Genomic DNA, 21,220 nt, shown 5'->3' with positions numbered 1-21,220 from the left:
CGTGCAGGGGACCGCGCCAGCGGACACTACCGTGTCGGCGGGACCGAATGGGTGACGCCACGTCCGGGCGCTGGAAGCCTTTGCCGGGCGCGCGGAACCGTTTCCGCACCCGCCGGGCCGGGCCGGCCGGGGCTACGGTGCCGCGGTCCAGTCCGAGGCCGGCGGCTGGTGGCGGGCCGGGGCGCGGTCAACACGCGGCGGCGGGGCGGGAGTTCCATCGCCTGCCCGGTGCCCGGCCGACGGCCCCTCACCGGCGAGGGATCAACGCTGAGGGACCGCCGGCGAGGGCCTGTCGGTCAGCGGTAGGCCTCCGGCGCGGCCGGCTTGCCCGCGCCCTGCACCTCGACGAGGTAGCGCCAGCAGTCCGGGCGGCTGCCGTCCAGGTCGGTGAAGCCGTACTCCCGGGCGAGATCGCCGCTGGACGTGGACCGGCCGTTCCACCGGGCGACGTCCGGGTCGGCGGCCAGGGCGGTGACCGCGCGGCCGACGTAGGACGGGGACTCGGAGATGCCGAAGTGCGGCTCCTGGGCGACGGCGTCGCGCCAGTTGTCCTCGGTGACGCCGAAGTGCTCCAGCATCATCTCGGAGCGCATCCAGCCCGGGGTGAGCGCGACGGCGGTGGCGCCGCGCGGGCCCAGTTCGTGGCCGAGCGAGAACGCCATCCGCAGCACCGAGGCCTTGGCCAGGTCGTAGAAGAAGGAGTTGCGGTAGGTGTCGCGGTTGTACTCGGCGGTGCCGTCCGTCATCTCCACGACCAGACCGCCCGGGCTTCGCAGCAGCAGCGGGAGGACGTGGTGGCTGGTGACGGCGTGCGTCTCCACCGCGAGGCGCAGCAGCCGCAGGCCGTCGTCCAGGTCGTGCTCCCAGAGCGGGACGTCCCAGCCGAACAGCTTCTCGGCGCCCCAGATGTCGTTGACCAGGACGTCGAGCCGGCCCTGTTCGGCGTCGATCCGCTCCACCAGGGCGGCCACCTGGGACGGGACCAGGTGGTCGGTCGGCACCGCGATGCCCCGGCCGCCCGCGGCGGTGACCAGGTCGGCGGTGTCCTCGATCGTTTCGGGGCGGTCGTACTCCGAGCGCCGCTCCCGGGTGCTGCGGCCGGTGACGTACACCGTCGCTCCGGCCGCGCCGAGTTCGACCGCGATGCCCCGCCCCGCGCCCCTGGTCGCGCCCGCGACCAGGGCGATCCGTCCGTCCAGTGCCCCTGCCACCTGTCGGCCTCCCTGCCGTCCGAGCCCCGCCCAGCCCCGCCGAATCCGCGCCCGCCCAGCTCTGCCGGAACCCGCGCCGAACCCTGCCGAACCCGTGCCGAGCCCCGCCGAAAACCGTACGACCCCTGCGCACGGCTGTGCCGACGCCCATGGAACGGGCGTCGGCACCATCCTTGCGCAGGGGTCTGACAATCGGCGCCGGAGCGGGCCCGGGCCGGTGCCCCCGGAGGTCAGCGGGCCTGGTCGGCCTTCGCCTCACTGGCGGCCTTGGCGGCCTCGGCGGCGGCCTCCTTCTCGTGCTTCTCCTTGATCCGCGCGGTCTCCTTGCGGAGGTCGACCTGGTTGGCGCGCTCGTGCTGCAGCCAGAGCGGGTTCTCGGCCTTGATGGCCTCGATCTCGTCGGTGGTGAGCGCCTCGGTCACGCCGCCGCGGGCCAGGCCGGAGATCGACACGCCGAGCTTGGCGGCGACCACCGGGCGCGGGTGCGGGCCGTTCTGGCGCAGCTCCTGGAGCCACTGCGGCGGCTCGGTCTGCAGCGCGTTCAGCTCGCCGCGGGAGACCACGCCCTCCTGGAAGTCGGTCGGCGCCGCGGCGAGGTAGATCCCCAGCTTCTTGGCCGCCGTGGCCGGCTTCATGGTCTGGCTGGTCTTCTGCTTGAGCGATGTCATGGTGACAAGGGTAAGGGAGCGCGCGGGCGCTTCCGGTCACGGTCGGTAGCCTTGCCCTGTGACAGACATGCAGGTGAACCCGTCCTTCCGGCTCGTGTACGTCCCGGGTGTGACCCCCGGCAAATGGGTCCGGGTCTGGGGCGAGCGGCTTCCGGACGTGCCGCTCGACCTCCTCGCGGTGCCGGTGGGCGACGCCGAGCGGACCCTGCGCGAGGGCGGTGCGGACGTCGGCCTGGTGCGGCTGCCGGTCGACAAGGACGCGCTGAGCGCGATCCCGCTGTACACCGAGGCCACCGTCGTGGTGTTCCCGAAGGACCACTGGCTCGCCGCCGCGGAGGAGGTCGCGCTCGCGGACCTCGCCGATGAGGTGGTCTTCCAGCCGCTGGACGACACCCTCGGCTTCACGGCCGACACCCTGCCCGGGCGTCCCGCCGTCGCCCGCCCGGACACCACGGCGGACGCGGTGGAGCTGGTCGCGGCGAACGTCGGCGTGCTCCTGGTGCCGCAGTCCCTGGCCCGGCTGCACCACCGCCGGGACCTCACCTACCGGCCGGTGCCGGAGGCGCCGCAGTCGCAGGTGGCGCTGTCCTGGCAGCAGGAGCGGACGACGGACCTGGTGGAGGAGTTCATCGGGATCGTCCGGGGCCGTACGGTCAACAGCTCGCGCGGGCGCGGACAGGCGGAGCCGCCCGCCCAGCCGAAGAAGGCGGCCGGCCAGAAGTCGGCGGGCCAGAAGCCGGGCGGGCAGAAGGCGGCCGGCCAGAAGCCGGGCGGGCAGCGGACCGGAGCGCAGAAGGCCGGCGGTTCGCGGACGGGCGGGCCGAAGCCGAAGGCGTCGGGGGGCGGCCGGGGTGCGGCGGCGGCCAAGCGGGGCAAGCCGAAGCGCCGCTCGTAGCCTTCCGTGCCGTAGCGTCGGCCCCGTTCCGTCGAGTCGTGGTGGGAGGAGCGGGGCCATGTGGCATGACCTGGCGGTCGTCCAGATTCCGATCGTCGAGAAGGTCGTTCGGACGGTCGCGGTCTACGCGTTGATCGTGGTGCTGTTCCGGCTGGCCGGGAAGCGCGGGCTGGCCGGGCTGAACACCTTCGACATGGTGGTCGTCTTCCTGCTCTCCAACGTGGTGCAGAACGCCATCATCGGCAACGACAACAGCCTGTTCGGCGGTGCGATCGGGGCGGTCACCCTGATCGCGGTGAACTCGGCCGTCACCCGCTGGCTCGCCCGCGACCCGAGGGCGGCCCGCATCCTGGAGGGCACGGCCACCACGGTGGTCGAGGACGGCAAGCTGCTGCCCGACCCGCTGCACGGCCTGGCGCTGCGCGCGTCCGAGGTGGAGCACGCGATCCGGATCCAGAACGGGGACAACGTGAGCGAGGTCGCCCGGGCCCGGCTGGAGCCGGACGGGCAGCTGCTGGTCACCCTGAAGGAGAGCGAGCAGAGCGCCACCCGGGGCGACGTCGAGGACCTGCGGCGCCGGTTGGCGACGATCGAGCGCCTGCTCGCCGACCTCGCGGCCGACCGGCGGCCGCCGCGCTGACAGGGCGCCGACGGGGCGCCGACGGGAGGGACGCCGCCGTCGTTCGGCGGCCCGGCGTGATCAGGGTTGGACGTCCGCCGTGGCGAGGACGGCGGCTTCGGCCCGGCGGCGGCGCGCGGCGGTGACGGCCGCGGCGCCGGCCAGCGCGAAGCCGAGGGCGGCCGAGACGAGGTGGCCCACGGTGGTGAAGTCCGGTAGCGGGCCGGGCCATTCGTGGTCGCCGGAGAGCGGCCAGGCCACGACGAAGGCGGCCCAGGGGAGGCGGGCCCAGCGGGGCAGCGCGAGGGTGGCGAACGCGAGGGCGGCCTGCGCGCCGTAGCTGATGCCGTAGTCGGAGTCCTGCCGCACGCTCTCCGGGTACCAGCCGTGCCGCAGGGCGACCAGGATGACGGCGGCGGTGACCAGGGTGGCGCCGATGTGCCCGCCGAAGAACACGGCGGCGGCGCGCAGTCGGCCGAAGCGGCGCTCCGCCCAGGCGAGGCAGCAGCAGACGCCGAGGCCGAGGGTGATCAGGGTGCCGCCGAAGCCGGCGGAGGCGACGTCGGTGAGCGTGCCGTCGTAGAGCAGCGCACTGCCGGACAGCGCGGTCACCGGATGGTCGTGCAGGTTGTCGAGGTTGGTGCTGATGTAGGCCCGGACGGCGTCCGCCCGGTCGGCGGGGAGCCGGCTCTCGACCCAGACGTGGCCGAGGACGAGCAGGCCGACGTAGCCGAGCGTCATGGGTGAGCGCCGCGGGTACGACCGGACGGCGCGGAGCAGCCCGGACAGGAGCCCCCGCGGTGATCGAGCGTTCATGGTCTGGTGCCGTCCCCGTCGAGCCGAAAGTCCGACCGGCGCAATCCCACCGGCCCCCGCGGCGACAGTACCGTCCCGTCGGCTGCCCGCCCTCGGCTGCCTGCTGGTCGGCTGTCTGCTCGTCGGGTGCGTGCCGGCCCGCCGGGCCGTCCGTCGGCCGGCTGACGCTCATCTCGACCGGCGGCCCAGGGCGGCCGTGAAGGGGCGGGGGGCCAGCGAGGAACTGCGGGCGGGGCGGACGGGCCGGCCGGGGGTGGGGGTGACGGTCCAGCGGGCGGCGATGGTGGCGATGGCGAGGGCGGCTTCAGTAGTGCCGAAGGTGTCGCCGATGCAGCGGCGGGAGCCGAGCCCGAAGGGGGCGTAGGTGCCGGCGGCGGGGTGGGCGGTGGTGAGCCAGCGGTCGGGGTCGAAGCGGTCGGGGCAGGGGAAGAGGTCGGCCCGGCGGTGCAGCAGGTACGGGCTGAAGAGGATGGTGGCGCCGGCCGGGAGGTGGTGGCCGCCGAGTTCGGTGTCGGTGGTGACGGTACGGCTGAGGATCCAGACCGGCGGGTAGAGCCGCAGGGTCTCGCTGACGATCCGGGCGGTGAGCGGGAGGGCGGGCAGGTCCTCGTGGCGGGCGGGGCGGCCGTCGAGCACGGTGTCGAGTTCGGTGTGCAGGCGGTCGCGGACGGCCGGGTTGGCGGCGAGCAGGGTCCAGGCCCAGGACAGGGTGGCGGCGGTGGTCTCCATGCCGGCCAGCAGGAAGGTGACCACGTGGTCGTGGATCTCGGCGTCGGAGAAGCCCCGTCCGTCCTCGTCCTGCGCGCTGAGCAGCATGGAGAGCAGGTCCCGGTGGTCGGTGCCGGCGGCGCGGTAGTCGGCGATCAGCCGGTGGGTGATCTCCCGCAGGTCCTGCCGGGCGCGCCGGAAGCGGCGGTTGCCGGGGGTGGGGAGGCGGTCGGCGCCGGGCAGCGGCATCATGACCCGCCGGCCGACGCCCCGGGTGACGGCGTCCATGCTCGCGTGCACCGGCAGCGAGCCGGCCCGCTCGTGGGCGGCGAACAGGCAGCGGGCGGTGACGGCGGTGGTGAGCCGGTACATCGCGGCGGGGACGTCGATGGTGTCGCCGTCGCGCCAGGGGGCGGTGGTGCCGGCGATCTCCTCGGCCATCATCGCGGCGTAGCCGGGCAGCCGGTCGCGGTGGAACGCGGGCTGCAGCATGCGGCGTTGGCGCCGGTGGGCCGCGGCGGGGCAGGTCGCGAGGCCGTCGCCGAAGACCTCGCGGGCCTTGTCGAGGACGAGCCCGCCCTTGTCGTACGTGCGGTCCTCGGCGAGCAGCCGGCGGACGAGTTCGGGGTGGCAGGCGACGTACGCGTCGAGCGGTCCGAGCCGGATCCGGACGAGGTCGCCGTGGGCGGGCAGGCCGGCGACGAAGTCGAGCGGGCGGTGGACGAAGGCGGGGGCGTGGCCGAGCAGGGGGAGGCCGCCGGGGGCGGTGGCGGCGGTGAACCGGGTGGTGGGGGGGAATTGGGTCGGCACGGGCGTCACCTTGGTTCGGGTGGATGGGCCGGAACGGTTCGTGAACTTGATCTTTCCCGGCGGCCGCCGGTGAAACGATCGTCGACCGGCGGGCGGGGTGAACGTGGGGGCGCATGCCGAACGTCCGTGCTCCATTGAAGATTTAACGGGTCGTTTACCCACGGACGGCGCCCGGGGGACCGGCGGCGCCGCGCGGCCCCTACACTCGAACTCCGGTGAGACTACTGGTCGGTAGAACTGGGCAGTATGACCGACCGATGAGATGGCCGGACCAGTGTGCTGACGGACCGGTGCGATGACCGACCGGTGTGCTGACCGGACGATCGAACGTCCGGCAGGGAGTGGGGAGTTCGGATGACCGACGAGCGGGTTCACGCGTTCACCGACGACGCCCTCGGCCCGTACGACGCGGTGGCCCTCGCCGCCCTCGTACGGACCGGGGCGGTCAACCCCCGGGAGCTGGTCGGCGCGGCCGTCGCCCGCGCCGCGCGGGTGGACGGCGCGCTGCTGCCCGTCGCCCACGCCTCGTACGACAAGCCGCAGATCAGCCGGGACGGGATCGGCGGACCGCTGTGGGGCGTGCCGACCTACCTCAAGGACAACGTCGACGTACGCGGCCTGCCGACCGCGATGGGCAGCGAGGCCTTCCAGCCCCGGCCGGCCCGCCGCAACGCGCGTTTCACCGACCAGTTCCTCTCCACCGGCCTGGCCGTCCTCGGCAAGACCCGGCTGCCCGAGTTCGGGCTCAACGCCTCCACCGAGTTCGCCACCGCCCAGCCGGTGCGCAACCCGTGGAAGCCCTCGCACTCGCCCGGCGCCTCCTCGGGCGGTGCGGCGGCCCTGGTGGCCTCCGGCGTGGTGCCGATCGCCCACGCCAACGACGGCGGCGGCTCGATCCGCATCCCCGCGGCCTGTTGCGGCCTGGTCGGGCTCAAGCCCACCCGGGGCCGGCTGGTCACCAACGCGCAGAGCGGCAAGCTGCCGATCGACCTGGTCACCGACGGCGTGCTGACCCGATCGGTGCGCGACACCGCCGCCTTCTTCGCCGCCGCCGAACGGCACCGCCGCAACCCCAAGCTGCCCCCGCTCGGCCTGGTCGAGGGGCCCGGGGAGCAGCGGCTGCGGATCGGGCTGGTGGTGGACTCACCGATCGCCAAGACCGACGAGCAGACCCGCCGGGTGGTCGAGGAGACCGCCGCCCGGCTGGAGGCGATGGGCCACCGGGTCGAGCCGACCACCCTGCCCTTCGGCGAGGAGTTCTCCCGCGACTTCGTCTCGTACTGGGGCTACATCGCCTGGGCGATCGCGGTCACCGGCCGGCTGCTGATCGACCCGAGCTTCCGCCCCGGGAAGCTGGACGGGCTGACCACCGGGCTGCGCCGCCGGTTCCAGGCGGAGTTCCCGCAGACCCCGGGCGTGCTGCGGCGGCTGCGCCGGGCCGAGGGCGTGTACGAGCGGGTGTTCCGCAACCACGACGTGATCCTCTCCCCGGTGCTCGCCCACGCCGCCCCGCCGATCGGCCACCTGAGCCCGAACGTGGCCTTCGACGAGCTGATGGACCGGCTGATGCGCTATGTGGCCTTCACGCCGGTCAACAACGTGACCGGCGGCCCGGGCATCGCGCTGCCGGCGGGCGCCGCGCCCAGCGGCCTTCCGGTCGGGGTGCACCTGTCGGCGGCGCACGGGCAGGAACGGCTGCTGCTGGAGCTGGCCTTCGCGCTGGAGGCGGACCGGCCCTGGCGGCGGATCCAGGACTGAGCGGCCAGGGCTGAGCGGTCCGGGGCTAAGCGGCCAGGACGGAGGGGCCCGGGCGCTCAGCGCGCGGGGGCGGCCACCGACCGGGCCGCGTGCACCTCGTGGTGCAGCCGGGCCAGCGCGCAGTCGGGCGCGAACGCGTCCGGGTCCGCCGCCGCCGCCGGCAACGGCCGGCCGCTGCGCAGCGTCTCGGCGAGGTCGGCCAGTTCCCGGGTCACGGCGCCGACTTCGGCCGCGGTCGGGACGGGTGCGCCGTGCTCGATCCGCACCCGGGTGGCGGTGGTGGCGTCAATGATCCGTTCGACCGCGATGACCACCGGCCACCAGGCCTCGGCCCGGGCGCCGACCGGCGGCGGTTCGGTGAGCGCCCGCTGGAACTCGCTGCGGACGGCCGAGAGGTCCCGGTAGAGCCGCCGCCGGTACCGGGCCCGGGCCGGCTCGTCCCGTCCCGGCCCGGTGGTGAACGCGAGGGACACGTACGAGGCGGTGTCCTGGACGGCGTCGGCGAGGCGGTCGCCGATCCGGGTGTGCCAGGACTCCGGCCAGAGCAGGTAGCCGGCCAGCAGGGTGATGCCGCAGCCGATCAGCGAGTCGTAGAGCCGGGGCAGCACCAGGTGGAAGCCCTGGTGGTTGAGCAGGTCGGAGAGCAGCAGGATCACCGGGGTGACGGCCGCGGTCTGGAAGGCGTAGCCCTTGGCGGACAGGGCGGGGATCAGTGTCGCCAGCGCCGCCATCACCGGTACGTCCCACCAGCCGCGGGGCACCGCGGCGAGTACCGGGGCGGCGATCAGCAGTCCGGCCGCGGTGCCGAGGGCGCGCAGCACCGCGCGGGAGAACACCGAGCCGAAGTCCGGTTTCATCACGAAGGTCACGGTCAGCGTCACCCAGTACGAGCGGGGGACCGCGATCACCGAGACCAGCACCTGGGCCAGGCCGATGCACAGCGCCAGCCGCAGCCCGTACCGCCAGGAGGCGCCGGAGAGCAGCAGTGCCCGCGCGGCCCGGCGGGCCCGCACCTCCAGGCCGGCGGGCCGGCCGAGCCGGTCGTCGGCGGCGTACGGGTCCGGCGCGGCCTCGAAGACGACGGTGGCGGCGTGCCCGACCGCCTCGACCAGCGCGCGGGTGGACGGCCCGGCGGGCGCGGGCAGGCCGGGCTGCGGGGCGGGGCCGGTGCGGCCCTGTTCGACGGCGTCGGCCAGGGCCCGGACGGCGGCCGGGTAGGCGGCGGGCAGCGGGCCGGCCCCGGCCGGGCGCAGGTGCGCCGCGGAGGCGGCCTCGACCACCGGGATCGCCGCGTTGAGCTGGGCGAGCAGCCGCACCAGGGTGGGTGAGCGCCCGTGCCGGCGGGCGCGGCGGGCGAGCAGCAGGTCGTAGGAGTGGTTGAGCGACTGGGTGAGTTCGCGGCGCCGGGCGTCGTACTCGGGTGTGCCGGTGGCCTCCAGGAGGTCGGCGACCGCCTGGTACGTGCCGGCGACCACCGAGCGTTCGGGCAGGCCGAGGCGCAGCGGCCAGGCGAGCAGGGTCAGGGCGAGCACCACGAGGCCGCCGAGCAGCAGCAGGCCGGGCGGCAGCCACCAGGGGGAGGGCAGCGGCAGGCCGACCCCGACGGCCGCGTTGAGCAGCAGGAGCAGCCCGGAGACGGAGGCCACCGCGCCGATCGAGGAGATCATGCCGGAGACCAGCGCGACGAGGGTCAGCACCGTGACGGCCGTCCAGCCGGCGCCGTGCACCAGGCTGCCGAGCAGCATCCCGAGGGCGCCGAACAGTTGGGGGACGGCGATGTTGAACACCCGCATCCGGTAGGCGTCGGCGGTGTCGCCGATGACCGCGGACAGTGCGCCCATCGACACCAGCGCGCCGTACGCGGGCTGCCCGGTGGCGGTGCCGACCGCGAGCGGGGCGGCGAGCGCGACGCAGGCGCGGGCGACCGCCGCCCAGGGGATCGGTGCGGCGTGGGGCCGCAGGCTCTCGGTCAGCCAGTCGGGCGGGGCGAGTCGGGCGGCTCCTGGGCGTGGCACGGTCCCAACCTACGGGGGCCGGCTCCGGAGGCCGGGCGGAACACGCGGACAACGGCCCGTGGGGCCGGTGTGGTTCAGCACACGCGGTTATGTCAAATTCCGAAACATACCCGTGCTTATGTCCGCCCGCGAAACATAAAGCGAACCGGGAGGGCTGTGGTGAACTGCGTCGATTTCCCAATCGGCTACCTGCAGGAAAGGGTTGACACCATTACTTGGTCTAGTCCAATGTGTGGTGGGCGTGGTGCGGCGGAGCCTGAGGCGCGGTGAGAGGCCTTCTTGAGCAGGCAAGTTGGCACCCCCCGGCGTGGCGCCGAGGCGCGGTCGGGGGCGAGTCGACAACGAGCGTGTGCGGACCGCCGACGGTCCGCGGGATGAATTCCCGACCAGGCCGGCGGCCGGTCGAGTGTCCCGCCGCGCCCGCACCGCCCGCCGAATCAAGCGCCGCGTCGACTACGAACCACGGAGTGACTGCCCATGCCGAGCCCTGACGGACAGGCCGAGGAGTATCTGTACCGCGCCGCCTCGGAGCGCCCCTACTTCAGCGCGGACACCGAGGGCTACCTGGCTCGGACCGCGCTGCGCGAGATCCGCAAGAAGCACCCGCTGCGGGTGCTCTCCGAGGAGGACTACGCGTTCTGGCAGACCTACGGCTACGTCGTCGTACGGCAGGCGATCCCCGCCGAGGCCGCGCAGCGCCTGCTCGACTTCACCTGGGACTTCCAGGGCCTGTCACCCGACCGCCCCGAGGACTGGTACCGCGAGCGCGACTACCGCGACGAACTCGACCAGCACCTGCACATCTACGGCTTCGTCGAGGCCTACCACCACCAACTCCTCTGGGACAGCCGCCAGTCGCAGCGCGTCTACGACGCCTTCGTCGACGTGTGGGACTGCGAGGAGCTGTGGGTCACCCTCGACCGGCTCAACCTCAACCCGCCGAACGTCCGCAACCGCGACCGCGCGCTGATCGAGTCCACCGACCGGGGCTTCGACATCGAGCTGCACTGGGACGTCGACACCACCCAGGGCATGCTGCCGCAGCGCGTCCAGGGCATCATCGCGCTCAACGACACCGCCCCCGACCACGGCGGCTTCCAGTGCAACCCCGAGCTGTTCCGCCGCTTCAACGAGTGGCAGGCCGCCCAGCCGGCCGACCGGGATCCGATCCGCCCGGACGTCGACCGGGACGAGTTCCCCGTCGTGCGGCCCGAGTTGAAGGCCGGCGACCTGTTGATCTGGAACGGCCTGCTCGCCCACGGCGTCGAGCGCAACACCTCCGAGCGCGGTGTCCGCGCGGTGCAGTACCTGTCGATGATGCCCGCGCTGGAGGAGGCCGAGCAGCTGCGCCGCTCCCGGGTCGAGTCCTGGCGCACGCTCGCCACTCCGGACTGGAACCGCACCCTGGTCGGCGACGCCACCCGGCCCGAGTCGCTGCGCTACGGGCCCGCCGAACTCACCGAGCTGGGAGAGAAGCTGCTCGGCCTGCGGTCCTGGGCCGACCGGAACGCGGGGCGCCAGGACGCAGAGCACCAGGACACCGGGCACCAGGACGCAGAACGCCAGGACGTCGAGCGTCAGGACGCCGGACACCAGGACGCCACCGGGGAGCGGGCATGCGCGACGTCTGCCTGACCCTGCCCACCAACCGCGAGTGCGCGGACACCATCGCCGCGGTCGGCGCCGAAGCCGCCTACGCCGCAAGGCGGTTCGACGTCCGGGTGCACCTGCTGGTGCTCGACTCCGCGGACCCCGCGGCGCGCTCCCGGCACGCCCGGGCCGTCGCCGCCCTGCCCGCCGTCGAGGGCGTGGTCGTCCACCACCTGGACGAGGACGCCCAACGCGCCTTCCTGCGCGAGGTGATCGACCGCTCCGGCGTCGCCGGCCCGGACAAGCTGCTCGGCCTGATGCTGCCGGACGCCGTCTCCTACGGCGCCTGCACCAACCGGGCGTTCCTGCTCGCCGCCGCGCTCGGCTGCGCCTCGGTGCACCGCCGCGACTCCGACAGCCGCTACCAGTGGCTCGACGGCGCACCCGTGTTCCCCATCGAGCACGAGTTGGCCACGCTCGGGCTGAAGGCCGCCGACGCGGCCGCCGCCGTCACCGAGTACACCCTGGACCCGGCACACGCCGACAAGCCCGTCGCCCTGGTCGGCGCCTCCTTCGTCGGCGAACTGTCCGTCGACATCGGGGAGATCCGCGAACTCGACCCCGAGGTATACCACGACGTGGTCGCGCTCTGGGCCCCCACCGGCGCGAGCGAGCAGGACCGGAGCGAGCTCGTCGGCGCCTCCTTCGTCGGCGGCGGCACCGAGCCGTTCACCGCCGACCGCGCCGTCCTCGACCGGCCCGGCATCTGGCACATCGACATGTGCAACATCGGCCTCCACCACGAGGTGTACGAGCGCCTGCCGCTGCCGCCCGCCACCGAGACCATCGGCAGCGACTACTTCCTGCACCACCTGGTGTACGACGCCACCCTGCCCGGCGTCACGCACAACCGCCACATCGTCAACTACTACACGCCGGAACGGCGCACCGGCGCGGGCTTCACCGCCTACCAGCTGCGCTACGCCAAGTTCCTGCTCTCCATGCTCTACCTCTACCCGGTCTACACCGAGATGGAGGAGGCCGGCGGGGCCCTGTTGGACGAGCGCCACCGCGTCCGCCCCGAGGTGATCGCCGACTCCGCCCGCCGCAGTGCCGGGACGGACCGCGCGGAGAACCACCGCAGACTGGCCGAACTCGACCGCTGCTACCGGCGACTGGGCGGGAAGTACGCCGAGTTCGCCGACCACCTGGCGCCCCGGCGGGCACGACTGCTCGACGAGGCGCAGGCGGACATCGAGGACTTCGCCCTGCTGATCGACGTGTGGGGCCCGCTCGTGCGGGCGAGCAAGGCCACCCCCGCCGACCGGCTGCCGCACTAGCCGGAGGACCGGGAACACAACGTGATACGCCAGACCGCCCCCCAGACCACTGCCACCCAGGACACACCTCACCCGAAGCCGGCCCATCAGGACGCACCGCATCAGAAGACGGCCCGCCCGAAGCCGGCCCACCAGAAGACCGCGGACCGGACGCCGGCCGCGCCGCCCGCCCACCGTGCCCCGACCCAGACCGCGGTCCACACCGGCGCGCCCGGCCCCGACCCGTACGACCGGACCGCGCTCCGCGCCGCGCTCGCCGCCGCCACCGACGACCGGATCATCTACGACCTGGACGGAATCGGCCGCCAGTACGCCGCCCTGCACGCCGAACTACCCGGCGTGGCCGTACGGTTCGCGATGAAGGCCTGCCCGGTCGACGAGGTGCTCGGCCACCTCGCCGCGCTCGGCTCCGGCTTCGACGCGGCCGGCCCGCAGGAGATCGTCCAGGCGCTGCGCACCGGCGTCGCCCCCGAGCTGATCCACTACGGCAACACCATCAAATCCGACCGCAACATCGCCGAGGCCTACCGGCTGGGTGTGCGCGACTTCGCCACCGACAGTCTGGAGGACGTCGCCGCGATCGCCGAACACGCCCCCGGCTCCCGGGTGTTCTGCCGGATCGCGACCACCGGCGAGGGCGCCCTGTGGGGCCTGAGCCACAAGTTCGGCTGCTCGCCCGAGGACGCCCTGCGGGTGCTCGGCGAGGCCCGCACCGCCGGGCTGGTGCCGTCCGGGCTGTCGGTGCACGTCGGCTCCCAGCAGATGACCGCCGAGGCCTGGGACGCCGCCGTGGAGTCGCTGGCCGCCGTACTGGAGGCGCTCAACTGGCGCGGGATCACGCCGGAACGGATCAACCTCGGCGGCGGCCTGCCCGCCCTCGGCGTCCTCGACCGGCGCGGCCGGCCGCTCGACCCGCCGCTGGACAAGATGTTCGCGGTGATCCGCGAGGGCATGGACCGGCTGCGCGCCGTCAACGCGGGGCCGCTGGAGTTCCTGCTGGAACCCGGCCGCCACCTGGTCGCCGACCACGGCGCCATCCGCGCGCACGTCGCCCGGCTCACCTCCCGCCACCGCCTCGACGGCGGCCGGGAGGACTGGCTCTACCTCAGCTGCGGCAAGTTCAACGGCCTCTACGAGATGGACCAGCTCCAGTACCGGCTGGAGTTCCCCACCCACCCCGGCGGCCAGTTCGTCAACGCCGTGGTGGCCGGGCCGACCTGCGACAGCGACGACGCCTACGCCCAGGAGGACGGCCTGGTGCGCGTCCCGCACGCGATCGGCTCCGGCGACCCGGTCTGGATCCACTCCTGCGGCGCGTACTCCACCGCCTACGCGACCCGCGGGTTCAACGGCTTCGCGCCGCTGCCGTACACCTGCATCGGCGGGACCGGCGACAGCCGGAGCCCCGCCACCGACACCGAAACCGGCCCCGACACCATGGCCAATACCGGCCCCGACCCGAGCACCGGCTCCGACGCGAGCACTGGTTCCGACCTGAGCACCGGCCCCGAGGGAGGCACCGCATGACCGACATCCGGATCCGGCTGCTCCGGGAGGACGACTGGGACGACGTCGTCGCGCTGGAGGAGCGCGCCTACGCCGCCAGCGGCCTGTCCGAGGGCCGCGAGGCGCTGCGGTCCCGGCACCGCGCCTCCCCGGACACCTGCTTCGTGCTGGAGCACGCGGGCGGGTTCGGCGGCTACCTGCTCGCCCTGCCGTACCCGCTGTTCCGCTGCCCGGACCTCAGCCGCAGCGAGGACCAGGACGGGGACGGGGAGACGGCCGGGAAGGGCGGGAGGGACGGGGACGGCGCGCGGCCGACCAACCTGCACGCCCACGACCTGGTGATCTCCGAGGACCTGCGCGGCCGGGGCCTGGCCCACCGGCTGCTGCGGCACCTGGAGGACACCGCCCGGGCGGCCGGCCACCGCACCGTCTCGCTGGTCGCCGTCCGCGGATCGCACGTGCTGTGGGCCCCGCTGGGCTACCGGGCCCGGCCCGAGGTCGAGCTGCCCGCGAGCTACGGCTCCCGGGCGGTCTACATGGCGATGCCGCTGGATCCCGCCCCGGCCCGGCCGCTGCCGCACTCCACCGACCCGACCGCCGGGCCCCGAACCAGAGCCGAAGTGGGCTGATGCCGATGTCCCCCGTTCGCGACGACTTCCGCCGGTCCCAACTGGCGATCGGCGCCCTGTTCTTCGTCCTCGGGTTCCAGTACGCGACCTGGGTCTCCCGGGTGCCCGCGCTCAAGGCCCGGCTCGACCTGGGCGAGGCCCAGATCGGGCTGCTGCTGATGACCTGCGGGATCGGCGCGGCGGTCTCCTTCCCGCTGGTGGCGGTGCTGATGCGGCGGTTCGGCTCCCGCCTGCTCTCGGTGCTGTCGGCGCTCGCCCTCGGCGTGATCCTGCTCGCCCTGTCCGTGGTGCCGAACTACCCGGTCACGCTGTTGGTGCTGTTCTGCGACGGTGTCGCGGTCGGCTGCCTCAACGTCGCCATGAACGCGCAGGGCGCGGCGCTGGAGGCCCGCTTCGAGCGGACCACGATGTCCAGGCTGCACGCCACCTTCAGCGCCGGCTCGCTGCTCGCGGCCCTGCTGGCCTCCGGCGTCAACGCGTTCACCGGCACCATCGCGGTGCACTTCGGGCTGGCCGCCGTGCTGCTCGCCGCCCTGGTCGTCGCCGCCCGGGCGGGACTGCTGTCCGACGGCCCGAAGGAGGCCGCCACGACGGAGGGCGCCACGACGGAGGGCAAGGAGCGGCGCCGTGGCTTCGTCCTGCCCGCCGTAGCGACGTTGTGGATGGGCCTGGCGATGGTGTTCGGCACCGTCACCGAGGGCGCCATGAACGACTGGTCGGCGCTCTACCTCAAGGACGTCGTGCACGCGGGCGCCGGCCTCGCCCCCATGGGCATCGCCGTCGTCTCGGTGATGATGGTGTGCGCCCGGATCTTCGCCGACGGCTGGCGCACCCGCTTCGGCGACGGCCGGATCGTGCGCACCGGCAGCCTGCTGGCCGGCCTCGGCCTCGCCGTCGCCCTGCTGGTCGGCGGGGTGGTGCCGACCCTGCTCGGCTTCGCCTGCGTCGGCCTCGGGGTGGCGGCGGTGACCCCGTGCGTCTACGTCGCCGCCGCCCGCCAGGGCGCCGACGCGCTCTCCCTGGTCGCCGCGATGGGCACCACCGGCCTGCTCGCCGGCCCCGCCGTGATCGGCTTCGTCGCCGGCGCCACCAGCCTGGTCTGGGGCATGGCCGCCGTCGCCGCCTCCGCCGCGATCGTCTCCCTCTGCGCCACCCGGATCAGCTGGCCCGCCGCCCGGCCCGCCCCGGCCGACGCCCGACTCGCCCCCGACCCCAGCTGACGGCACCTGGATCTGACGTTCCGTCAACTCGCCCGGTGTCGTCGCGACCTCCGTCGTGACGTGCCGGGCGAGCCTGTTCCGCACCTCGGTGAGCCGGGCGATCTCGGCGTCGAGGGAGACGAGCCGGGCGTGGACGACGGGGGCGAAGGTGTCGGGGCCGGGGGAGCTGGAGCAGCGGCACGGCGGGTCCTGGCCGAGCAGGTCGAGGCGGTGGACGCGGCTGACCACGTCGTCCACCGTCAGGCCCGCGGCGAGGAGTTCGCGGATCGCCCGGACCCGGGCGACCTCGGCCGGCCCGTACTCGCGCTGGCCGGAGGCGGAGCGGGCGGGCGGCCGGAGCAGGCCGCGCTGTTCGTAGAAGCGCAGCGCTCTGGGGGTGGTGCCCGCCGCTGCCGCCGCGTCGCCGATCCGCATGCCTGCCCCTTCGCCGTCAGAGTTCCACGATGGTCGTTCCGTAGGTGGCCCCGGTGAACAGCTTGGTCAACGCTGCGGGGGCGCGATCGATGCCCGCGACCGGGGTCCAGGGGACGGTGAGTTCCCCGGCGCGCAGCCAGGTGCCGAGCCGCCCGCGCCACTCGGCGTCGATGTCCGGGTGGTCGAGCTGGGTGAAGCCGCGCAGGCTCAGGCCGAGGGTGATGACCCGGAAGCTGTCGATCACGGCCGGCGCGTCGCCGCCGCGGCGCTCCGGCGCGAACTGGCCGTCCAGCGCGCCGACCAGGGCGAACCGGGCGCCCCGCCGGGCCGCGTCCACGGCGGCGGTCAGCTGCTCGCCGCCGACCAGGTCCAGGACGACGTCGATCCCGTCCGGCGCGGCCTCGGCCAGCTGCTCGGCGAGCGGCCGCTCGCCGGGCACCAGCGCAGCGTCGTAGCCGAGTTCGGCCGTCAGCCGCTTCGCCTTGGCGGGCGAGCGGGTGGTGCCGATCACCCGGGAGGCGCCGAGCAGCCGGGCGATCTGCCCGGACACCGTGCCGACCGCGCCCGCCGCGCCGGTCACCAGCACCACGTCGCCCGGGCGCACCCCGGCGCCGCGGGTCAGTCCGCCGTAGCCGGCCGAGGAGACGGAGATCAGGGCCGCCGGCTCGGGGAAGTCCGCGGGGACGGGGGTGAAGTGCGCGGCCTCCGCCAGCGCGTGGTCCCGCCAGCCGTACAGGTGGGTGACCAGGTCCCCCGGGCGCAGCGGACCGTCCTGGGGTGCGGCCAGCACCTCGCCGAGGGCGGGCCCGAACAGCGCGTCGCCCGGGGCGATGTGCGGCACCGGCAGGCCGGAACCGGCGCCGCCGATCAGGGTGCGCAGCCCGGGGAACACCAGGAAGGACCGGTTGCGGACCAGCACCTCGCCGGGCCCGGGGGCCGGCAGCGGCTCCTCCACGACGGTGAAGTCCTCGGTCGTGGGCAGTCCGGCCGGCGCGGCGGTCAGCCGGACGACACGGGCGGTGGTGGGCAGGGTCATGGCGGTGCTCCTCGAAGAAGGGGGGAGGGCGGCGGTCGGTGCCGCCGGAATGCCCGGACGCTAACCCCTGACCCACGCGTCAGGGGCAAGCCCCGCAGGTGGCAGGGTGACTGACGAGGCGTGGGGGGCGCCGGTCTTCTAGAGTCACCTGCGGTACGACCGGACGACCGTGAGCCGCATCGAGAGGGAAGAACAGCATGAACGAGCAGGCCCCCGCGCCCTTCGAGCCCGTCGACGAGGACTGGCAGACCGCGCTGGCGATCGTCGCGCACCCCGACGACATGGAGTACGGCGCCGCCGCGGCCGTCGCCCGCTGGACCTCCCAGGGCAAGAAGGTGGTCTACGTGATGGCCACCAGCGGGGAGGCCGGGATCGACTCGCTGGACCCCGCCGAGTGCGGGCCGCTGCGGGAGGCCGAGCAGATCGCCTCCGCGCGCGTGGTCGGCGTCGACACCGTCGAGTTCCTCGGCCACCCGGACGGCACGGTGGAGTACGGGCTGCCGCTGCGCCGGGACATCGCCCGCGTGGTGCGCCGGCACCGCCCGGACATCGTGATCACCAGCAACTTCCGGGAGACCTACGGCGGGGTGTTCCTCAACCAGGCCGACCACATCGCGGTCGGCCGGGCCACCCTGGACGGCGTCCGGGACGCCGGGAACCGCTGGGTGTTCCGCGAGCTGCAGGCGGAGGGCCACGAGCCGTGGAACGGCGTGCGGCAGATCTGGGCGGCGGGCTCGCCGGAGTCGAAGCACGCGGTGGACACCACCGAGCACTTCGACCTGGGCGTCGCCTCGCTGGAGGAGCACAAGGCGTACCTCGCCGGGCTCAGCGGGGCGATGGCGGACGCCCGGGAGTTCCTGGAGGGCTTCGGCCGGGCCGCGGGCAGCCGGCTGGGGACGCGTTTCGCGGCGACGTTCGAGGTGTTCCCGCTGAGCTGACTCAGCCCTTCGCGTCGGTGTCCGCCTCGCCGCCGGCGTCGGGACCGGCGTGGGGACCTGCATCGGGACCGGCATCGGGACCGGCGTCGGGACCGGCATCGGCGTCCGGGCCGGTGCCGGTGTCTGGACCGGCGTCGGTGTCCGGAGCGGCGTCGGGTCCGGCGTCCGCGCGGCGCCGGCGCCGGTAGCGCAGCACCTGCCGGAGCAGGAAGGCTGCGACCAGCACCCCGAGGCCGATCGCGAACCACAGCTGGTAGCGGATCGCGGTCCGGTACACGGCGCCGATGTTGGCGCCGGCGAGGTAGCCGAAGGTGCCCCAGACGGCCGTCCACAGCACCGCCCCGAGCACGTTGAACGGTACGAAGCGGCGCCAGGGCATGCCCGTCGTGCCGGCGATGATGCCGTTGGTCTGGCGCAGCCCGTCCACGAAGCGGGCGACGGTGAGGACCTTGCCGCCGTGCCGTTCGAAGAAGCCGTCCGCGCGTTCCATCCGGGCCGGGGTGAGCAGCACGTAGCGGCCCCAGCGGTGGACGAAGGCGCGCCCGCCGGTGCGGCCGATCAGATAGCCGAGGCTGTTGCCGAGCGTGGCCGCGGCGGCCGCGATCAGCAGCACGGCGGCGAAGTCGAGGTGTCCGGCGCCGGCGTACACCGAGGCGAGCACCAGGATGGTCTGCCCGGGCACCGGGATGCCGCAGTTGTCGAGCAGCACGAGCAGCGCCACCGCGAGGTACCCGTAGTGGTCCAGCAGTGGCGCGAGCCCGGCGAGTGCCCCGGGCAGGGGGGTCGTGGGGGCGGACACCGCTCCTCACCACCTCGCTCGGGTCGGGGGCGGGGCGGTGGGGGCGTCGGTCAGCGTCCCGCCTGGCGCTGTTCGATGTTGCAGTCGGGGCCGGGGTAGACCAGGCCCTGGTGGCCGTCCTCGAAGCGGACCACGTACGGCGGCTGGCCGTCGCTGCCGCGCACTTCGATGATCTCGCCCTTCTGGTCCACCATGCCCACCGACCTGCTGTGGATGTGGAGCTGGTCGCCTACCGCTGCGTGCATGGTCTGCTCCTCGGGTCGTGGTGGCCGCCTCCGCGGCCGTTCCGCTATCCACTGTGCTGCGGGGGCGGCGGGCTCGCAACGCCTCGGGCGGACGGGCCGGGCGGGCATGGCGGGGCCGGGTGGCGCCGAAGGGCGGACGGGCGCCGCGGGCCGGGCGTCAGCGGGCGGGCAGTCGTTGCGCGAGGTAGCCGCGGACCAGCCGCTTGCATTCGGCGATGAGCGTCGGATCGCCGTCCGGGTCGCCGCGGAAGGCCAGTTTGAGCACCGCGTCGGCCGCCTCCAGGGCGACCCGCAGGGTCAGCGTGGTGGCGGCCGGGTCGTCCGCCTGGAACAGGTCGCCGCCGAGCGCCTGCAGGCGCAGCGCGACGGCGGTGTTGTTGTCCACGCCGGTGTCCAGCAGGTGCCGGTCGTCCCGGACGCCGGCGGGGACGACCGGGCCGGCCAGGCCGAAGTCGACCTGGCCGAAGCCGGGCACCGTGCGCTTCATCGCCACGAACTCCTCCACCGCGAGGTCGGTGAAGGCGGCCGGGTCGACCGGGGCGGTGCCGGCGAGCCGGGCGTCGAGGCGCTGGAGGTACCGGTCGAGGTTGCGGCCGGCGAGCGCGGCCAGCAGGTCCTCCTTGCCGGCGAAGAACTGGTAGAGGGTGCCGATCGGCACCTGGGCGCGCTGGGCGACCTCCTTGGTGGTGAGCGCGGTCGCCCCGACCTCGTCGAGCAGCCCGGCGCAGGCGTCCAGGATGCGGCCGTACCGCTCCTGGCTGCGCTGCTGGACCGGGCGACGCCGGGCGGACTGGCCCATCCGTCCGGTGGTGGGGTGACTCCGGGTGTCCGAGCTCATGGGCTCACTCTGCCGCATCCGCTGTTCCGGCGGCGAATCACCGGGACGGAAGCGGCCCGGAGTTCCACGTGGGGCGGGAATGGACTGATGGCCGGAGCTGAACGGCACGGTGGCGGGAAGGTGTCCACGAGCTGCCAGTGGTCTTGTCGTGGACGCGAAGACCGGTTCATACTCCTGGGGCGGACTACCTTGCGTGATCGACGCGTGTCTCTTCGTGGTGATCGCGATTCAGTCGTGGCGGCCGCGGCTCCTGTGACGGACGCTCCGCCGCCACCCGAGGTCTGGATGGACCCGTGTGCCTCCTTGCTCGTGCCACGTCCCGTTGTTCATCCCGCAGAACGGAAGGAGGGGGTCGGTACGGTGACGCTTCTGTCCGGAGGGCGTGAGTCCCTCGACACCGAGCACCACCGCCAGTTCCTGGAGTCCGGGTACCTGGTCCTGCCCGGCCTGGTGCCGGAAGCGCTGCGTGAACGGCTCGTCCCCGAGGTGGACCGGTGGGTCGACGAGGGCCTGCGGGCCCGGTCGATCGCCGCCTGCACCGACCCCGGCCGGCACGGGCCGCCCCCGCTGCTGGAACTGGAACTGCCGGCGCACGGCCAACTGCTCATCCACCCGCCGCTGCTGGGGACGCTGACCCGCCTGCTCGGCCGGTCCTTCGTCTTCCACCACCTGCACAGCGACCGCCAGGACCCGGGGATCCCGGGCAAGCCCTGGCACCACGACTGCGAGCCCAACGACCGCTCCGACCCGGCGCTGCTGATGGTCCACGCGCTGCACTACCTCGGCGGACTGGACGAGAAGGTCGGCAGCCTCGCGGTGCTGCCCGGCTCGCACCGCAGCCCCGTCGGCAAGTCCGCCCTCGCCCACCACGGCACCGGCGAACTGCCCGGCGAAGTGGTGATCGACCGGCTGCCGCCCGGGTCGACCGTGCTGCTCAACTCGGCGCTGTTCCACACCCGCAGGCCGGCGCCCGACGGGCCGGGCCGCCCCCGGTACTTCATCGACGCCTCCTACTGCCAGGTGGGCGCGCGCTGGCGCCCGGTGAAGCCGCACTGGCGGCAGATGCTCGCCCGCGCCCGCGAGCTGGACCTGGCCGACGGCCAGTGGCCCGAGCTGTTCGCGGAACGGCACTTCACCGAGTACACCGGAACCGTCTGAGGAGCAC

At 74.1% G+C, this 21,220-nt stretch carries 19 protein-coding genes and 1 pseudogene; 10 read left to right on the top strand and 10 right to left on the bottom strand.

All coding sequences use genetic code 11. The annotated features are described in order from the left end of the window. Window positions 1–296 precede the first annotated feature (296 nt). Window positions 297–1,211, bottom strand: a complete 915-nt coding sequence (locus AC0B61_RS21115) for an SDR family oxidoreductase (protein ID WP_471742248.1) — start codon at window positions 1,209–1,211, stop codon at window positions 297–299. Window positions 1,212–1,441: 230 nt separating this feature from the next. Beyond that, window positions 1,442–1,879, bottom strand: a complete 438-nt coding sequence (locus AC0B61_RS21110; RefSeq protein ID WP_471742247.1) for a DUF5997 family protein — start codon at window positions 1,877–1,879, stop codon at window positions 1,442–1,444. Between the two features lie 58 nt (window positions 1,880–1,937). Here AC0B61_RS21110 and AC0B61_RS21105 point away from each other — a divergent pair, with 58 nt between their 5' ends. Together AC0B61_RS21105 and AC0B61_RS21100 are read left to right on the top strand one after the other, a co-directional pair. After that, window positions 1,938–2,774 carry a LysR substrate-binding domain-containing protein gene (locus AC0B61_RS21105; protein ID WP_471742246.1) on the top strand — a complete coding sequence of 279 codons (837 nt, stop codon included), beginning with the start codon at window positions 1,938–1,940 and terminating at the stop codon, window positions 2,772–2,774. Between the two features lie 58 nt (window positions 2,775–2,832). Then, on the top strand, window positions 2,833–3,414 hold the full coding sequence (locus tag AC0B61_RS21100; protein ID WP_471742245.1) for a DUF421 domain-containing protein: 582 nt from the start codon (window positions 2,833–2,835) through the stop codon (window positions 3,412–3,414). A 60-nt stretch (window positions 3,415–3,474) separates the two neighbouring features. Here the strand turns inward: AC0B61_RS21100 and AC0B61_RS21095 are convergent, their stop codons facing one another. Both AC0B61_RS21095 and AC0B61_RS21090 read right to left on the bottom strand, forming a co-directional pair. After that, window positions 3,475–4,209 (bottom strand): rhomboid-like protein, encoded by a 735-nt coding sequence (locus AC0B61_RS21095; protein WP_471742244.1) that lies wholly within the window; start codon window positions 4,207–4,209, stop codon window positions 3,475–3,477. A gap of 168 nt (window positions 4,210–4,377) precedes the next feature. Next, complete coding sequence (locus tag AC0B61_RS21090) at window positions 4,378–5,727, bottom strand: cytochrome P450 (protein ID WP_471742243.1); 1,350 nt, start codon at window positions 5,725–5,727, stop codon at window positions 4,378–4,380. Window positions 5,728–6,081: 354 nt separating this feature from the next. Here AC0B61_RS21090 and AC0B61_RS21085 point away from each other — a divergent pair, with 354 nt between their 5' ends. Continuing rightward, window positions 6,082–7,485, top strand: coding sequence for an amidase (locus tag AC0B61_RS21085; RefSeq protein WP_471742242.1), 1,404 nt, complete (start codon window positions 6,082–6,084; stop codon window positions 7,483–7,485). A gap of 56 nt (window positions 7,486–7,541) precedes the next feature. Here AC0B61_RS21085 and AC0B61_RS21080 read toward each other — a convergent pair whose 3' ends face one another. Beyond that, window positions 7,542–9,500: an FUSC family protein gene (locus AC0B61_RS21080; protein WP_471742241.1), complete on the bottom strand. Its 1,959-nt coding sequence runs from the start codon at window positions 9,498–9,500 to the stop codon at window positions 7,542–7,544. Between the two features lie 477 nt (window positions 9,501–9,977). Here AC0B61_RS21080 and AC0B61_RS21075 point away from each other — a divergent pair, with 477 nt between their 5' ends. From AC0B61_RS21075 to AC0B61_RS21055, 5 genes are all read left to right on the top strand, one after another. Next, entirely contained in the window at window positions 9,978–11,135 is a 1,158-nt protein-coding gene (locus AC0B61_RS21075; RefSeq protein ID WP_471742240.1) for a phytanoyl-CoA dioxygenase family protein, read from the top strand. Further along, the gene (locus tag AC0B61_RS21070) at window positions 11,117–12,430 is read left to right on the top strand and encodes a DUF6271 family protein (protein WP_471742239.1); all 1,314 of its coding nucleotides are present in this window, start codon (window positions 11,117–11,119) and stop codon (window positions 12,428–12,430) included. Before AC0B61_RS21075 ends, AC0B61_RS21070 begins: the two co-directional genes overlap by 19 nt. A 276-nt stretch (window positions 12,431–12,706) precedes the next feature. Beyond that, window positions 12,707–13,957, top strand: coding sequence for a type III PLP-dependent enzyme (locus tag AC0B61_RS21065; RefSeq protein ID WP_471742406.1), 1,251 nt, complete (start codon window positions 12,707–12,709; stop codon window positions 13,955–13,957). Continuing rightward, the gene (locus AC0B61_RS21060) at window positions 13,954–14,565 is read left to right on the top strand and encodes a GNAT family N-acetyltransferase (protein WP_471742238.1); all 612 of its coding nucleotides are present in this window, start codon (window positions 13,954–13,956) and stop codon (window positions 14,563–14,565) included. Before AC0B61_RS21065 ends, AC0B61_RS21060 begins: the two co-directional genes overlap by 4 nt. Window positions 14,566–14,570: 5 nt before the next feature. Continuing rightward, on the top strand, window positions 14,571–15,785 hold the full coding sequence (locus AC0B61_RS21055) for an MFS transporter (protein WP_471742237.1): 1,215 nt from the start codon (window positions 14,571–14,573) through the stop codon (window positions 15,783–15,785). Between the two features lie 285 nt (window positions 15,786–16,070). Here the strand turns inward: AC0B61_RS21055 and AC0B61_RS21050 are convergent. Both AC0B61_RS21050 and AC0B61_RS21045 read right to left on the bottom strand, forming a co-directional pair. Then, window positions 16,071–16,199, bottom strand: a pseudogene (locus AC0B61_RS21050) (MerR family DNA-binding transcriptional regulator); the annotation flags it as partial. A gap of 16 nt (window positions 16,200–16,215) precedes the next feature. After that, window positions 16,216–17,235 carry a zinc-binding dehydrogenase gene (locus AC0B61_RS21045; protein WP_471742236.1) on the bottom strand — a complete coding sequence of 340 codons (1,020 nt, stop codon included), beginning with the start codon at window positions 17,233–17,235 and terminating at the stop codon, window positions 16,216–16,218. A 197-nt stretch (window positions 17,236–17,432) separates the two neighbouring features. On the opposite strand from AC0B61_RS21045, the gene AC0B61_RS21040 reads away from it, so the two are divergent. After that, window positions 17,433–18,173 (top strand): PIG-L deacetylase family protein, encoded by a 741-nt coding sequence (locus AC0B61_RS21040; protein ID WP_471742235.1) that lies wholly within the window; start codon window positions 17,433–17,435, stop codon window positions 18,171–18,173. A gap of 1 nt (window position 18,174) precedes the next feature. Here AC0B61_RS21040 and AC0B61_RS21035 read toward each other — a convergent pair whose 3' ends face one another. The 3 genes from AC0B61_RS21035 to AC0B61_RS21025 all read right to left on the bottom strand — a co-directional run bounded on the left by AC0B61_RS21035 (window position 18,175) and on the right by AC0B61_RS21025 (window position 20,055). Then, window positions 18,175–18,972, bottom strand: coding sequence for a DedA family protein (locus AC0B61_RS21035; RefSeq protein ID WP_471742234.1), 798 nt, complete (start codon window positions 18,970–18,972; stop codon window positions 18,175–18,177). A gap of 50 nt (window positions 18,973–19,022) precedes the next feature. After that, complete coding sequence (locus AC0B61_RS21030) at window positions 19,023–19,217, bottom strand: DUF1918 domain-containing protein (RefSeq protein ID WP_471742233.1); 195 nt, start codon at window positions 19,215–19,217, stop codon at window positions 19,023–19,025. Between the two features lie 157 nt (window positions 19,218–19,374). Beyond that, a complete protein-coding gene (locus tag AC0B61_RS21025; RefSeq protein ID WP_471742232.1) occupies window positions 19,375–20,055 on the bottom strand; it encodes a TetR family transcriptional regulator in 681 nt (226 codons plus the stop codon). A gap of 360 nt (window positions 20,056–20,415) precedes the next feature. Between AC0B61_RS21025 and AC0B61_RS21020 the strand changes: the two genes are divergently transcribed. Further along, window positions 20,416–21,213: a phytanoyl-CoA dioxygenase family protein gene (locus AC0B61_RS21020; RefSeq protein WP_471742231.1), complete on the top strand. Its 798-nt coding sequence runs from the start codon at window positions 20,416–20,418 to the stop codon at window positions 21,211–21,213. Window positions 21,214–21,220: the final 7 nt, after the last annotated feature.

It is taken from the genome of Kitasatospora sp. NPDC023385, assembly GCF_055664045.1.
This window is presented reverse-complemented; position numbering and strand designations above follow the sequence as displayed.